This is a genomic window from Vibrio sinensis, assembly GCF_003605645.1.
Classification (GTDB): Bacteria; Pseudomonadota; Gammaproteobacteria; order Enterobacterales; family Vibrionaceae; genus Vibrio; species Vibrio sinensis.
This window is the reverse complement of record NZ_QVMU01000001.1, coordinates 579,559-594,924: the sequence shown is the minus strand read 5'-3', so window position 1 is coordinate 594,924 and position 15,366 is coordinate 579,559. Positions and strand designations below refer to the sequence as shown.

General features: G+C 43.6%; 11 protein-coding genes. 4 read left to right on the top strand and 7 right to left on the bottom strand.

What is annotated here, in order from left to right:
- Positions 1-418 precede the first annotated feature (418 nt).
- Complete coding sequence (locus tag DZ860_RS02445) at positions 419-1,609, top strand: MFS transporter (RefSeq protein WP_120029313.1); 1,191 nt, start codon at positions 419-421, stop codon at positions 1,607-1,609.
- A gap of 70 nt (positions 1,610-1,679) precedes the next feature.
- Here the strand turns inward: DZ860_RS02445 and DZ860_RS02440 are convergent, their stop codons facing one another.
- The gene (locus DZ860_RS02440) at positions 1,680-2,525 is read right to left on the bottom strand and encodes a delta-class carbonic anhydrase (RefSeq protein ID WP_120029312.1); all 846 of its coding nucleotides are present in this window, start codon (positions 2,523-2,525) and stop codon (positions 1,680-1,682) included.
- Positions 2,526-2,786: 261 nt separating this feature from the next.
- The gene (gene hflX / locus DZ860_RS02435) at positions 2,787-4,172 is read right to left on the bottom strand and encodes a GTPase HflX (RefSeq protein WP_120029311.1); all 1,386 of its coding nucleotides are present in this window, start codon (positions 4,170-4,172) and stop codon (positions 2,787-2,789) included.
- Between the two features lie 284 nt (positions 4,173-4,456).
- On the opposite strand from hflX, the gene DZ860_RS02430 reads away from it, so the two are divergent.
- Positions 4,457-4,960, top strand: coding sequence for an HPP family protein (locus DZ860_RS02430; protein ID WP_120029310.1), 504 nt, complete (start codon positions 4,457-4,459; stop codon positions 4,958-4,960).
- A 111-nt stretch (positions 4,961-5,071) separates the two neighbouring features.
- On the opposite strand, the gene guaD is transcribed toward DZ860_RS02430, so the two are convergent.
- From guaD to DZ860_RS02405, 5 genes are all read right to left on the bottom strand, one after another.
- Positions 5,072-6,406: a guanine deaminase gene (guaD, locus tag DZ860_RS02425; protein WP_120029309.1), complete on the bottom strand. Its 1,335-nt coding sequence runs from the start codon at positions 6,404-6,406 to the stop codon at positions 5,072-5,074.
- Between the two features lie 46 nt (positions 6,407-6,452).
- The gene (xdhC, locus tag DZ860_RS02420; RefSeq protein WP_120029308.1) at positions 6,453-7,340 is read right to left on the bottom strand and encodes a xanthine dehydrogenase accessory protein XdhC; all 888 of its coding nucleotides are present in this window, start codon (positions 7,338-7,340) and stop codon (positions 6,453-6,455) included.
- 95 nt (positions 7,341-7,435) lie between these two features.
- Positions 7,436-9,826: a xanthine dehydrogenase molybdopterin binding subunit gene (gene xdhB / locus DZ860_RS02415; RefSeq protein WP_120029307.1), complete on the bottom strand. Its 2,391-nt coding sequence runs from the start codon at positions 9,824-9,826 to the stop codon at positions 7,436-7,438.
- Entirely contained in the window at positions 9,819-11,261 is a 1,443-nt protein-coding gene (xdhA, locus tag DZ860_RS02410) for a xanthine dehydrogenase small subunit (RefSeq protein WP_120029306.1), read from the bottom strand. The genes xdhB and xdhA overlap by 8 nt, the downstream gene beginning before the upstream one ends.
- A 382-nt stretch (positions 11,262-11,643) precedes the next feature.
- Entirely contained in the window at positions 11,644-12,372 is a 729-nt protein-coding gene (locus DZ860_RS02405; protein WP_120029305.1) for a GntR family transcriptional regulator, read from the bottom strand.
- Positions 12,373-12,816: 444 nt separating this feature from the next.
- On the opposite strand from DZ860_RS02405, the gene DZ860_RS02400 reads away from it, so the two are divergent.
- Both DZ860_RS02400 and DZ860_RS02395 read left to right on the top strand, forming a co-directional pair.
- Positions 12,817-13,842, top strand: coding sequence for an HlyD family secretion protein (locus DZ860_RS02400; RefSeq protein WP_120029304.1), 1,026 nt, complete (start codon positions 12,817-12,819; stop codon positions 13,840-13,842).
- Entirely contained in the window at positions 13,839-15,329 is a 1,491-nt protein-coding gene (locus tag DZ860_RS02395; RefSeq protein ID WP_120029303.1) for an MDR family MFS transporter, read from the top strand. The genes DZ860_RS02400 and DZ860_RS02395 overlap by 4 nt, the downstream gene beginning before the upstream one ends.
- Positions 15,330-15,366 lie beyond the last annotated feature (37 nt).

Here is a 15,366-nt window from a genome sequence, read left to right as displayed (position 1 = left end):
ACCATTTATTCTTTGACCGTGGTTCTTTGGCGAAAGCTCTACGTCTAATTATTTGAGCGCAGAGGCTATTGCGCCTCTTACTCGGTTTACACGACGCCGAGTCACTATGCTTTGACTCCATCATATTCATGTAACCTGTATATAGCACTGACTTTTAACTCGTACTGATGAATCGTAGTCTTTTTGGACGATGGGGCTTGTTTTCGTGCTGCGTAAGCTGAATTGCTTATCTTTCTAAGTAGGCAATAGGAGCACTCTGGTGTCTGTCCTTTTTCCGTCACGTCAACCTGTACATTTATCTCTAACGGTTGACGGCGACGATTCAACAGCAAACTCAATAATGATCTCGGCCACACGTAAAGACTTAGCTGTGTTAAGTGTTGGTGCCACTCATTTTAATTATTAGTGAGAACTTACTATGACGAAGACAGTTCAATATTCCATCACCGTGATGTTGGCAGCTAGTTTTGCCTCAACGATTGGTGGTTTACCTTTTAACGCGTTGCCTATTTTGCTCGGTTCGCTCGCGGATGATTTTGGTATTAGTGCACAACAAACAGGGTTGCTTGGAAGCATCTGCTTTAGTGGCTACTTTGCGGGTACTTTAAGTTCTGTCCTTATTTTGAATCTGCTGTGTTGGAGAAAAATGACTGGGCTGATTGCCATTGTGGCAGCGAGTACCTTATTGCTCTCAGCGATCGCGCCTGTGGAATGGCAACAACCGTTATGGGCATTACTAGGGTTTTGTGCAGCACTAATGACCTGTTTAGGTCTGCGGATCATGGGCGATATGCACAATAAAGAGCGGGCTCTTGGATTACGCCAAGGTATTGAGTTGGGTGTGACGGCTCTAGTATTGTTCATCATTCCAGCTTACGTGACCACGGTTTACGGTTACAAAGGGGCCGCGATTTTGCTGGCGGTTATTATCTTGATATTAAGTTTAAGCGCTTTTGGTTTACCGAGTAAGAACAACACAACTGAAAGCAAAATCCCCCTTAGTCAGCAATTAAAAATTCCCGCTACCGCTTGGGCTGCTTTATTCACTTTCTTTGTTTTTGGTGCCGGCAATATTGGTTTATGGGCTTTTTTAGAACGCATGGGAACCACTTTAGAATTACTTCCGACTGAATTAGGTACCGTATTTGCAGTGTTGAAATTACTTGGGGGCGGATCTGCGTTGTTATTGGCGGTGGTTGGCGATCGTCTGGGGTTACGCTTGCCTTATATCGTAGTACTGGCGGTAATCACGGTCGGTTTGGCCATATTGTGGTACGCGAATGATTTTATCAGCTTTGCACTTGGTGCTTGGATCTGGGAAGTCGGCTTTACTTGGGGTTGTGTTTATCAAACTGCGACGATTGCGAGATTAGATCCACAAGGGCGAGCGATTATGTTGATTCCGGCAGCGTTCGGTTTAAGCTCGATGGCAGGGCCTGGTATCGCGGGTATGCTGGTAGGAATGGGTGCCCAACAGGCTAACTATGCTCCATTACTTAGCTTTGCTTTCGCAACGAGCGTATTTGCCGTCGTCATTTGTACAACGGTACTGGCCGTGAATATTGCTAGAGCTAAGCAGAACCTCGATATTGTAACTTCTCGCTCTTAAAACGAGAGGTTACATAGTGTTTAACCTAGAACTAGTTTGGCTGACTCGCTGAGTCTTTTTTACGGCGAGTTTAGTGTCCCGAAGAAAGCAGTTCTGGGTTAATGACTAGGTTGCGTACGCCGTGAGCGTGGTGTTCGTTAAAGTCATTATTAGTTAACCACTTATCGACTGAGGTGATATCTACTTTGGCTACTTTTGGTCGAACACTCCAAGTGACTTGCAACGGTGAACCTTGCTCGTTATAACTCGGGCCTGTTGTAGAACCAGCGTATTGAATTGGTGTGCCGGTGTTATTCGGAATGTTGGTGGCTTGGTATTCACCATCGACTTGCGCATATCGAGTTAGCTGGGCGAAGTTTAGTGCAGTACTATCGTTTACTAATACATAGACTTGTGTTTCTACACGCAGTTGCGGGTTACCAATGGAATCAGCCAAGCACGCTCCTAATGTTGGCCCCGGTTTTACTTTTGCAGTGGAATGGACATAGTGGACCTCAATTGTGTCACCAGCTTGCAAAGAACCATCATTACCAGCAAAGAGTTCCAATTCTGTCTTGGTGAGCGTGCCACTGTAAACATAACCTGAATTTTGTCCCTCACCATCGCCATTTCCAGCGTAGATATTAAATTCACCACCTTTATGTTCGGCATTTTTATGGAAGTGAATATTGCACAAGTTCATTTCTGTGTAGTCGGGTGCTAACCCAAAGATACGTTGGTTTGTTCCACTAAGGTTATCGATATCTCGAGGAGACTGAGGTCCAAATCCTTTGCCTGCAGTATTTTCGGCTAGAGCCATTCGCTGTGCGGCAATGACGTTATCTTCTACTTGGGCATTCTGATTTGAGTTCTCAGCCGAACTGGCACTAGTGAAGCAGAGTAGAGCAACAGACATTAAAAGGGTTTTTGCTTTCATACTGTTTGTAACCTTATTTTTATGATGACCGAGCAGTCATGATATAACAGGCTAATTATTTGAAATATCAAAGCTAAATGTCTTATCGCGAGAGGTCTAAAATAAGATTTCTACGTTACATTCTTGCTTTAAAAAGTGATTTTAGTTGTGAATCAATAATGAGGGAGGGGTAATAGATAGAACTAAAGGTTGAATAAAAAAGAAACAACGATGCAACGAGATATGGGGGATAACTCGCTACATCGTATCGTATTGTTGAAATTAAGAATTCAGCATGCGTTTTTTCAAGCGAGCTAATTCAATCGCGTTTGAGCGTACTGTCAGCTTAATGTGTTCATATTCATATTCTTCAGATACGACGCTCATTGTTGAACGAATCTCACCGACGATACCTTTTGCGGTATAAGGAATAATGAACTCTTCTTCAATCATTTCTTCTTGAGAAGTATTAACGATGTATTTGTGCAGCTTAGCGACATCTAATGGGTTACGCGTAGAAGTCATCAGCGCATCAGGGAATTCTTCCATTAACGCTTGTTGCTGCTCAGGACTCAGTTGATCGGATTTGTTCAGCACGAGCAACTTTTTAATGTCATCAACACCCACTTCATTAAGCACTTCATGCACGACGTCGAGTTGTGTACGGAAAGAGGCATCAGAAGCATCAACGACATACAACAGCAAAGAGGCATCGTGTGCTTCTGCTAGTGTCGAGTGGAAAGATGCCACAAGATCGTGAGGCAGCTTTTTAATAAAACCAACGGTATCTGAAACCAAAATTCTCGGTTGAGTTGTTGGGTAAAGCGCACGAACAGTCGTATCGAGTGTAGCGAACAACTTGTTCTCAACTAATACTTCGCTACCGGTAAGGGCGCGCATCATTGAGGACTTACCTGCGTTGGTATAGCCAACCAATGCAACGCAGAAAAGTTCTGAACGCTGTGTACGTCGGCCTTTCATTTCATGCTGAACGCTGACTAATTCACGGCGCAGTTCTGCCAGTTGATCGCGAACTTTACGGCGGTCAAGCTCTAGCGCAGTTTCACCTGCACCTTTACCCATTTGGCGCTCTTTATTACCGCTGGTGGACTCTCGTAAACGTGGTGCTAAATAATTCAGGCGAGCAATTTCAACTTGCAGGCGCGCAGTACGTGTACGAGCGTGACGACTGAATATTTCAATGATGATACCTGTGCGGTCGAAGACTTCGACACCCAGTTGGTTTTCAACATTGCGAAGTTGAGAAGGGGTTAAGTCACAGTCAAAAACCACCACATCGGCACAACATAGCGGTAAATTTTCTGATGGTAGATCTTCGAAACGCATTTCGTCATAGATAGGCGCATCATAAGGCATGTCGTCAAATGATAGATCATCGAATAGATCTTCTGTGTCGAGATCTTCTTCCAACTCACCTTGGTTGCCAGTAAGACGGGCGATTTCAGCCATTTTACCTGCACCTAACACATTCATTTTTTGTGTTGAGCTGAGTTTTTGTGACTGAGTGCCTACAACATTAAAGCCGAGAGTCGTCACGAGGCGAGCCAACTCTGCGAGAGATTCGGTCGCTTCGGCACCTTTAAATTGTGGGGTGCAAATAGAGATAAGTAATGCGTTATTTTGTAATGGTTTTGCGGTTAGCTGCATAATTTTAGTGTTCGTGCACTGATGTGCTATCTGAGTCTTTATTCGATAATTGCCGCCATCCTACGCTGTTCTTAGTGCGCTTTATAGGCCAATAGAAGACTATTTATAAAAATATTTCTGAACAACATTAACCTAATGAAAAATAAGACCTTTTAAATGAGCCATTCTAAGTGTTGTCGTTGATAGAAAGAGGGAGGGGAGAAACGCAACGTGGAAATCTTGACCTATTGGTTTGTGAAAACCAAGCTTAACCATCAATACCTCATCATGGAAAATCATTTCTTATGAAAGAACATGTCATTACTTTATTTCGTGACAATAGGCTTTTGACTGCAACAGTTTCCGCTATTGGCGCGACATTATGTATCTGGACTCTCGCAGCCATCGATAGCAGTATTGAAACGCCTTATGTCCTGATCGCACCATTTGGGGCCACGATGGTGCTTATCTTTGGGGTGCATCGTAGCCCACTTGCTCAACCAAAAAATGTGATCCTAGGTCATCTTATTACCGCATTCGTTGGCCTTGTCTTCATCAATTATTTGCCCGTAAACCCATTAACGTTAGGGCTCGCTGTGGGGACAGGGTTGTTTTTGATGTTGCTTTTAGATGTCACTCATCCGCCTGCTGGGGGAAACCCGTTACTGATTATGATTGGTGGACACGCGAGTTGGAGTTTCCTATTGCATCCAATTTTGCTCGGTACGTTGGGAATCGTCGCATTGGCGGTGCTTTATCATAAATTTATTCCAGGTCATGTTTATCCATTTTCAGATAAGGATAAATAGCTTTCATCCTCGTTATACTTGAAAGGGTAGAGGGCAGCGTACTGACTGCCAGAGGTGGTGAAAGCAATAAAGCGAAACCCGGCTGGATTTCGCTTAAATATTTTGAACTATTTAGCTGACTAATTTAGTTACATCTTTGAAATGAGCATCATAAGCTTGTTCGCCGTAGATGTAAGTTTCGCTTACTGTTCTATCATCACCTAGACTCATCAGTACAAACAGTTTCTCCTCTAGGGTTGTTGCTTGTTGCATTCTAAAGCGCATCAGCTGTGTTGCGTGAGTGTCGAGTACCACAAAGTCAGCTTCTTTGCCTATGGCTAGGTTACCAATCTTATCATCAAGGTGAAGAGATCGAGCGCCGCCAAGTGTGGCTAGGAATAGGGATTTTACTGGGTGAAGCTTTTCTTGTTGAAGCTGCATAATTTTGTACGCTTCACTCATGGTTTGTAAGATTGAAAAGCTAGTCCCTGCACCGACATCAGTGCCCATTCCGACACGAACACCATGTTGTTCTAATTTCGGTAATTTGAATAAACCAGAACCTAAAAACAGGTTCGAGGTTGGGCAAAAAGCAATGGCTGAATCTGTCTCAGCTAAGCGTTGACACTCACAGTCTGACAAGTGAATACCATGGGCAAAAACGGAACGTTTGTGGAGTAAGCCATAATGGTCATACACATCTAAATAGCTGTCGCGTTCAGGGAAAAGATCCAATACCCATTCGATTTCTTTTTTGTTTTCCGAAAGGTGAGTATGCATATACACATCTGGGTATTCTTCAAGCAGTCTACCGACCGTACTTAGCTGTTCTTGTGTACTTGTTGGGGCAAAACGGGGGGTGACGGCGTAGTGTAATCGACCACGGTTGTGCCATTTTTCGATAAGTTCCTTGGAATCTTGATAGCCAGATTCAGGCGTATCGGTGAGGTAATCTGGTGCGTTGCGATCCATCAACACTTTACCCGCAATCATTCGCATGTTGCGCTTTTCCGCTTCTTCAAAAAAGACATTGACCGATTCTTTATGCACGGTACCAAAGACCAAGGCGGTTGTTGTGCCGTTGCTGGTCAGTTCATCTAAGAATAACTTAGCCACTTTGTGGGCATAAACTGGATTTTTAAAACGTCTTTCTTCTGGAAACGTATAGTTTTCAAGCCAATCAAGTAATTGTTCGCCATACGAAGCGATCATTCCTGTTTGAGGGTAGTGAATATGAGTATCAATGAATCCAGAGGTGATCACTTTGTCTTTGTATTCTCTAACATCGAGGTTTTGCGGTTGGCGTTGAAGTACCTCTTCTGCGTGACCGATATCAACGATATGACCATTTTCAACGACAAGTATACCGTCTTCATAGTATTCATATGATTCTTCTAAATTGACGTCCTTTGGATCAGCTACGCTATGAACAATACTGGCGCGATAAGCTTTACGTTGCGTTGTCATCTTTACTTCCTTTTATTTCCTCTAACGGCATTATGGCCGTTAAAAGTTAAGCTATTTTCTCTTCCAATTGTGGGGTGCTTAACTCATTCAGTGTACTCGTTATTGAATTTGAATCTTGTTCTTTCAACGGAAAGTGTTTGGTTGGACGTTTTTGCTCTAATGCCTGACCTTGATAATGGGCGATAAGTTCACCAGCAACCGACACAGCGATTTCCGCAGGGTGTTTCCCCGTCACACTGCTAATGCCAATAGGGCAGATCATGGTATCGATTTGCTCTTGGCTATAGCCCCTTTGTTCTAAGCGTGAATCAAATTTCTTGCGTTTAGTGAGTGAACCAATCATGCCGAAATAGCAGCTATCAGCGCGTTTGATGATGGCTTTAGCTAGGTCAAAATCGAGTTGGTGATTGTGCGTCATCACGAGGTAGTAACTATTGGCGGGCATGTGTTTAACTTCACCCACCGGATCGTCAGTAACGATTTTTCGAACGCCGTGAGGCAACTCGTCTGGGAAGATATCGTCACGCTCATCAATCCACGTGACACGAAACGGTAGAGTAGCAACAACATGCAGTAGTGCTTTGGCAACATGGCCTGCACCAAATAAGACTAAGTGTTTCTGTTGGGTTCCAATCGGTTCAAAGCTCAATGTTGCCATTCCTCCACAGCATTGCCCTAGACGGGCACCAAGGTTAAAGCGTTCAACTTTCAGTTGTTTTGCGCCATCATTGAGCATTTCGCGCGCCATTTTTGTCGCAACGTGCTCAAGATGACCGCCGCCTATGGTGGCGATAATTCGATCTCCGGTGACTAGCATTTTGGTGCCAGCATCACGAGGAACTGATCCCTTGTCTTCCAGTACAGTGACCATCACACAAGGTTCATAGTTATCTTCAAGTTTTGCCAGCTCTTGAATCCAATTGTCCTTAAACATACTTCCTCCCTGAGACCGAATTATCGACGATTTAGCCCTTATTTATCGTCGTGTTATCGTACTATCTTCTGTTACGTTCGTTAAGTCGATGAGCTTTAAACGGTTTCACCTGATTCAGCTGGTGTATTTTGGCTCGTTTTAGTAACTTGTTGCACGGCCATTAGTACTCGTTCTGGCGTTGCTGGTGTATCGAGTTTTGGTATTGCTCCGTCAATCGCAACAGAAGCAATGGCATCTTTTAACGCGCTCCATACCGACATCCCCAACATAAATGGTGGTTCGCCGACGGCTTTTGAGTTGAAAACCGTATCTTCAGGGTTACTGCGGTTTTCAAGTAGGTGGGTTCTAAAGTCAATCGGCATATCCGCGATGGCAGGGATTTTGTAGCTCGCAGGGCCGTTGGTCATTAGGCGACCTTGTTCGTTCCACACCAATTCCTCAGTCGTTAACCAACCTACACCTTGAATGAAACCACCTTCGATTTGGCCGATATCGATTGCTGGGTTTAGTGATGCACCCACATCATGCAAAATATCAGCTCGTAAGATTTTGTATTCGCCAGTAAGCGTGTCAATGATCACTTCTGAACAGGATGCTCCGTAGGCGTAGTAGTAGAACGGGCGACCTCGTGCTTTTTCATGATCGTAATAGATTTTGGGTGTGCGGTAGAAACCAGTACTCGAGAGGGAGATTTGGTTAAACCATGCCAATTCAGCAAAGGCATTGAAAGTCATGATTTCATCGCGAATTTGTACCATGCCATTTTTGAAAACCACTTCTTCACGGGAAACTTTGAAGTGGGCAGAAGCAAAGTCAATCAAACGATTTTTTATCGTGATTGCGGCGTTTTGTGCGGCTTTACCGTTGAGGTCGGTGCCCGATGAGGCCGCGGTTGGTGATGTGTTCGGCACTTTGTCTGTGTTTGTCGCGGTGATCTGGATACGGTCAACATCAACTTGGAACTCCTCTGCAACAATTTGGGCGACTTTAATATTCAAACCTTGGCCCATTTCCGTACCACCATGGTTCAGATGAATACTGCCATCGGTATAGATATGGATAAGCGCGCCTGCTTGGTTTAAAAATGTCGCGGTAAAAGAGATCCCAAATTTAACCGGAGTAATCGCTAGGCCTTTTTTCAAAATAGGACTTTGCTTATTAAACTCGGCAATGGCTTTACGGCGTTCGTGATAATCACTGCTGCGCTCAAGCTCTTCGGTGATCTCCGGAAGAAAGTTATCTTCAACGGTTTGATAGTAGTGGGTTACGTTACGGCCTTCTTCGCCGTAATAGTTTGCCTTACGTACTTCTAGTGGATCTTTTTTCAGATAACGAGCAATCTCATCCATGATGTGTTCAATCGTCATCATGCCTTGAGGTCCACCAAACCCACGATAAGCGGTGTTAGATGCCGTGTTGGTTTTACATCGATGACCAGTTACCGTAGCATCACCAAGATAGTATGCGTTGTCTGAGTGGAACATGGCTCGGTCAACAATGGAGCTCGAAAGGTCAGGGGAGTAACCACAGTTACCTGACACGGTAATGTCAGCCCCTTGAATCACACCATTGTCATCAAAGCCAACTGTGTATTGGTTATAAAAAGGATGACGCTTACCGGTTTGCTGCATATCTTCATTTCGCAGCAAACGCATTTTAGTTGGACGACCTGTGAGTCGAGCAATAACCGCAGCCATACAGGCTGGAGAAGCAGCTTGTGTCTCTTTGCCACCAAAGCCACCACCCATTCGACGCATATCAATCACGACTTTGTGCATCGGGACGCCAATGACTTCAGACACCAACTTTTGCACTTCGGTTGGGTTTTGTGTCGAGGTATAGACAATCATGCCGCCATCTTCTGTTGGTATAACGCTACTGACTTGGGTTTCCAAGTAAAAGTGTTCTTGTCCACCAATCTCTAAGTCGCCAGAAATAACATGTTTGGCTTTGCTTAGTGCGGCTTTAGAATCACCCCGTTGTTGAGTATGACTTTCCGTGACGAAACTCTTTTTTTCCAATGCTTCTTTAACACAAAGAATGGCTGGTAGGGGGGCATATTCAATGATGGCTGCGTGAGCGGCTTTACGAGCCGTTTCGAGATCGTTCGCTGCAACAGCAATCACAGGTTGACCATAGTATTCGACTTTACCATCAGCCAATAATGGATCGCCAGGTAGAATTGCACCGATATCCAATTGTCCGGGTACATCTTTAGCTTGAATCGCAATCGCAACGCCATCAAATTCATAACAAGGTGAGAGGTCAATCTTGGTGATGTTTGCGTGCGCTTGCGTGCTCAATCGAGCATATACGTGCAGTTGATTGGGAAACTCTAAACGGTCGTCAATATAAACAGCTTCGCCCGTTACTTGTTTGGCGGCACTGTCGTGTTTAACGCTCTTACCAACACCAGTTTTGAGTCCTTGTTTTGCAATGGCAACCATCTCTTCGTGGGTCATTGCTGCCGAGTGTGGATTAGACATAAGATGTTACCCTTGTTTCGATTGGATTATTTTTGTTCTGTTGTTCTATGAAATAACGACGGAGCATATTAGCTGCTGTGAGTGAGCGATATTCTTGGCTGGCACGAAAATCCGACAAAGGCTCAAACTCATCGTGTAAAATGTCCATGGCTTCTTTGACGTTTGCGTCTGTCCATGGTTTACCTAACAAGGCATTTTCACACCGTATGGCACGTTTTGGCGTTGCCGCCATGCCGCCAAATGCAATGCGTGCTTTTAGAACTTTTCCATCTTTTACTTGGATATCAAATGCGCCGCACACGGCTGAAATGTCATCATCCAATCGTTTAGATAATTTGTATGCACGAAAACTTGCTGTTGTTGGTTTAGGGATGATGATCTCTTCAATAAACTCGCTGGTTTGTTGCGCTGTCACTTTGTAACTGATGAAGTAATCTTCAATAGGCATGATGCGTGTTTCACTGCCACAACGAAGTTTAATACGCGCGTTAAGTGCAATCAGTAATGGTGGCGTATCACCAATTGGCGATGCATTGGCGACATTACCGCCGATGGTGCCCTGATTACGTACTTGAAGAGAGGCAAAGCGGTGGAGTAGTTCACCAAAATCAGGGTAGTGTTTTTTAAGTAACTGGTAAGCATCGCTGATTGGTAAATTGCCACCAATGATTAAATCGGTATCCGTTTCTTCACAGCGCTTCATCTCTTCCACTAGATTAACGCTGATAAGAGTTTCGATTTCACGGTGAAATTGCGTCACTTCTAATGCCAAATCCGTACCGCCTGCAACAAGTTTTGCTTGTGGATGAGCTTGATAAAGAGTGGCAAGCTCATCAATCGTTTTTGGTGAAAATGCGCTTAAGTTGCCAAGTGCCAATGTTGCTTCGGTATCTTGTATTTCAGTCAATTTAGCGATGGTTTCGCGCTCAAGTTGTGCAAACTGATCGATCAAAGGTTGGTCTGTTGATAGGGACAATGCAGCATCAACAATAGGTCGATATCCGGTGCAACGGCATAGATTGCCGGCTAAAGATTCCATCACGTCTTCCTTATCGGCATTCGGCTTATTTTTACCTAATGCAAACATTGACATGATGAAACCGGGGGTGCAGTAACCACATTGTGAACCGTGGAAATCAACTAGCGCTTTTTGTACTGGGTGCAATGAATCATTGTTTTGCAAATCTTCTACGGTAATCAACTGCTTACCATGGAGTGCTGAAATAAATGTTAGGCAAGAGTTCACTGAGCGATATTGTAGAGCGCCATCGACGACTTCTCCGAGCACAACCGTACATGCACCGCAATCTCCTGAACCACAGCCTTCCTTGGTTCCTTTTTTGGTGACTTGGTTACGTAAGTAATTTAACACCGTCATGTTGGGTGACAGGTTATCTTCATGTCTAATTTCTTGATTGAGTAGAAAAGTAATCAAGAGACCTCCTTGTATATCGACACATTATTTTAGTGATGATCTATCTGACCTATGGGTCAATAATTAGCTAACTTGACCTGTTGGTCAACTATTTATTTACAAAAGCGCAACATAAATTGTATAAGCATGAATTCTAGTTGAGGCCTTGTTTGGTCTAGTGCGTTGTTTATATAGATATTTTTATAAGGATTGGTGGCAGGGTAAATGTAATGAAAAAAGTTATAGTAGCGATGGTAATGGCTAAAAACGGATAGGCGGGTAATAGAGTAGATAATGGTTATTTGAGCAAAATAGGAAGATTAATCGTTGAATTAACCCACCTATCGGCGTTAATCGATCACGGGTAGAAGCGAAATTCGGAGCTAAGCTAAAGAGATAGCACTTACTTTTTCAATAAGTTTGAAAAAACGACATGTAAGTCATTAGATGCGGTACTGCTATCTAAATTAAGCTTCGAGCGAATATGACCTAAATGGTCTTTCATCAATTCGATAGCTCGGTCCTGATTCCCCGCTTCGATAGCATCAATCAATATAGAGTGTTCATCTAACGAACAGTTGGAATGATTGCCTGTTTCATATTGGGCGATGAGTAGAGAGGTTTGTGACACTAGGCTACGTTGAAATGCTAATAAAGGCGTGTTACCAGCCATCTCTGCCAATTTAATATGGAACTCTCCGGATAAACGAAGCCCCGAACCATAATCACCTAAATCAAAGGCGGCATTTTCTTTTGCGACGAGTTTTCGACATTCGTCGATTTGTGCTTTGGTTGCGTTTTCAACTGCCAGTTCGGTAATCGCAATTTCCATCACTTCCCGTGCTTTAAAGATTTGTTTGGCTTCTTCCACGGTTGGAGCTGCGACCATTGCACCTCGATTTGGACGAATAACAACCACTTGTTCTAAAGATAGGCGCAGTAGTGCTCTACGGATGATAGTACGGCTAACGCCAAAGATCTCAGCGAGCGCTTCTTCGTTTAGTTTCGTCGCTGGTGGGAGTCTTTGTTCTAATATGGCGTCGAAAATATGGCAGTAAACAACATCATCTTGAGTCTGACCAGCCACTTTTGTATTGACGCCTTTAGTGACTGAGTTTTTTAGCGTTGTCATAGAAATATGAGTCTTTAGATAATGATACGTAGTTCAACAACTATAGCGTACTTTGTATACATTTAGCTATACAATGCTACATCCCCTTTAGTATAGGGCGATAAAATCCGATGTTATCGAGCTTAAAACCATGTCAGTTATTTCACTGTTTCATTGATGTGTGATGTGATAACGAGGTGATGAGCGACTAAGGCTGAAATTGATGTTTTCGATGGTTTAAATGCTAATTTGAATCGCAAACCACTATATTGATAAATACGAATGCTGTGATTAATTTTTTAAGGTGCGTATTAGTTGAATAGTGTCACGTGTATTCAGTGACTTGCGCATTGTTTTCTTTGTTTCGCAATTGACAAAATTGGATCATTAACTTTCACGACGCTTAGTTGTTCATTCGGTAAAATATCCTACACTGATCACATAATTAAGCTGTTGGGTATAATAATGAGCGACGAAGTAGAACAAAAGAATAAATCAAAAAGTAAACTGACCAAGATTATCTTTCTGGTCGTGTGCGCTATCGCATTTGCTGCAATGTATTGGTCTTGGCAATATTCAGACGCTCACCCAAGTACAGAAGATGCCTATGTCCGAGCTAAAATTCTTTCTGTTGCTCCTCAAGTAAAAGGTCAAGTTGTAGAAGTTAATGTCGTCGATTTTCAGCAAGTTAATCGCGGCGACTTGTTGCTAAAGATAGATCAACGACCTTATTTGCTCGCTGTTAAACAAGCTAAAGCGAGCTACCAATTGGCAGTGCAACAACATGATGTTGCGGATAAGCAAGTAACAGAAGCATTAGCAGGATTAGACGCGGCGCGTTCTAATTTGGCGGAAGCTCAAATTGAATACAAACGAACCTCTGCGTTGGTTAAACGTAAGTTATCTTCAGCGCAAGATTTAGATATTGCTAAAAATAAACTGGCTAATGCTCAAGCTGGTTTAGAGCAAGCGCGAGCCAGTGTGGAACAAGCCGTAGCAAATCGTGGTGAAGAGGGCGTTGAAGCTGCAATTGTGCAACAAGCGGCCGCTCAACTCGCAGAGGCTGAGTTAAACTTAAGTTATACAGACGTGACTTCTCCTGTTGATGGCGTGGCTGGAGAGATCAATACCCATAAAGGTTCTATCGTTTCAGTAGGACAAACTCTATTTCCAATCATTATTAAAGACAGCTACTGGATTCGCGCGAATTTTAAAGAAACGGATTTAAGCTCACTCAAGCCCGGTCTACCCGCAGACGTGAAAATTGATATGTACCCTGGTGTTGTTTGGAAAGCGACAGTAGATAAGCTTTCGCCTGCAAGTGGTACGTCTTTCTCACTAATGCCACCTGAAAATGCAACCGGTAACTGGGTAAAAATCAAGCAACGTTTTCCTGTTCGCTTAACACTAGAAGTACCTAAAGATGCACCTCAATTGCGAGTGGGTGCAAGTGTTGAGGTGACAGTTGACTTGCAAAGTAGCGCGAAATGAGTAACGAAATTACCGCAGATAAACGGGGTATAGCGACGGTTGCTGTCATGCTCTCAGCCATTATGGTGTTGATTGATATGACAGTAGCGAATGTCTCTTTGTCCCATATGATGGGGGCGCTGGGTGCAACGGCGGACCAGATCACCTGGGTGCTGACTGGTTATAGTATGGCGGAAGCTATATTTATTCCGATGACAAGTTTTTGGGTTTCCCGTTTTGGTGAACGCAAAGTGATGTTGGTATCTGTGATTGGTTTCGTTGCTGCGAGTGCGCTTTGTGGGCAAGCTGAGTCTCTAACGGAAATGGTGATATTTCGTATCATCCAAGGTGCTTTTGGCGCGTCCGTAATACCTTTGGCACAATCAACACTGGTACAGATTTATCCCTCAACGCAGAAAGGCAAGGCGATGGCGATTTTTTCCATCGGTATTTTGCTCGGCCCGATACTTGGGCCTGTCGTGGGTGGTCTAATTACAGAAAATATTGATTGGCGTTGGATTTTCTACGTTAATCTACCTTTCGGTTTAGTGTGTACCACATTAATTTATCGCTACATTCATATTTCTAATAAATCTAAGCCAAATTTCGACTGGTGGATCATCGGCTATATGGCGATGGGGATTGGTGCGCTTCAATTCGTGTTAGATAAAGGCAATGACGAAGATTGGTTCAACTCACGTTTGATTCAGACGGCTGCATTTTTGGCGGTGATGGGACTGATCATGTGGATTTATCGCAGTTGGAAAACGAAAAGCCCAATCGCGCCACTGTGGCTCTTGAAAGATAAGAACCTAATGGTCTCTTCACTGATGATGGCAGTGGTTTCAATGGCGATGTTTGGTTTAACTACCCAACAACCGATGCTACTAGAGACGCTGCTACATTATCCAGTTTCAACCACGGGTATGATGATGGCGCCACGAGGATTAGCTTCAGCTGCTATGTTGATATTGGTTATCAAGCTCAATCCGCAATTTGATCCTCGCTTAAAAATTGTGTTTGGTTTGACATGTATCGGTATTGGTAGTTATTTAATGACGCTCTATTCATTAGATATCGACACGTATTGGATTGTGATGCCGAGTATGATTCAAGGGATGGGACTGGGTTTAACTTTCTCTACCTTGTCAACATTAGCGTATATGACATTGCCATCAGACCAATCTGTTGCCGGTGCGAGTATTTTCAACTTATTTCGTACTATCGGTAGTTCGTTTGGTATTTCAATTGCGACGACTTACCAATATCGAGATAGTCAGCAACAATGGCACTCATTAAGTGAGGGTATTAATCCGTATAATCCTAATTTACATCATTGGGCAGCGAATCAAGGATTGTCCATCACAGATCCAGCGGCGCTAGAACAATATCAGCAAATGCTTCACCAACAATCTCAAATGATAGCCTTTGTGCATACGTTTCAGTTGGTTGGGGTGATGTTTGTAGTCATGATGCCGATGCTGCTGCTTATTCGGTCACGCGCATAGGTAAATTGAGTCTATTATGCAGCTTTGATAAGGTTGG

Bases quoted from the DNA above. Each gene is read 5' to 3' on its own strand.
- DZ860_RS02445 (WP_120029313.1), top strand. From the start codon at position 419: ATGACGAAGACAGTTCAATATTCCATCACCGTGATGTTGGCAGCTAGT.
- DZ860_RS02440 (WP_120029312.1), bottom strand. From the start codon at position 2,525: ATGAAAGCAAAAACCCTTTTAATGTCTGTTGCTCTACTCTGCTTCACT.
- hflX (WP_120029311.1), bottom strand. From the start codon at position 4,172: ATGCAGCTAACCGCAAAACCATTACAAAATAACGCATTACTTATCTCT.
- DZ860_RS02430 (WP_120029310.1), top strand. From the start codon at position 4,457: ATGAAAGAACATGTCATTACTTTATTTCGTGACAATAGGCTTTTGACT.
- guaD (WP_120029309.1), bottom strand. From the start codon at position 6,406: ATGACAACGCAACGTAAAGCTTATCGCGCCAGTATTGTTCATAGCGTA.
- xdhC (WP_120029308.1), bottom strand. From the start codon at position 7,340: ATGTTTAAGGACAATTGGATTCAAGAGCTGGCAAAACTTGAAGATAAC.
- xdhB (WP_120029307.1), bottom strand. From the start codon at position 9,826: ATGTCTAATCCACACTCGGCAGCAATGACCCACGAAGAGATGGTTGCC.
- DZ860_RS02405 (WP_120029305.1), bottom strand. From the start codon at position 12,372: ATGACAACGCTAAAAAACTCAGTCACTAAAGGCGTCAATACAAAAGTG.
- DZ860_RS02400 (WP_120029304.1), top strand. From the start codon at position 12,817: ATGAGCGACGAAGTAGAACAAAAGAATAAATCAAAAAGTAAACTGACC.
- DZ860_RS02395 (WP_120029303.1), top strand. From the start codon at position 13,839: ATGAGTAACGAAATTACCGCAGATAAACGGGGTATAGCGACGGTTGCT.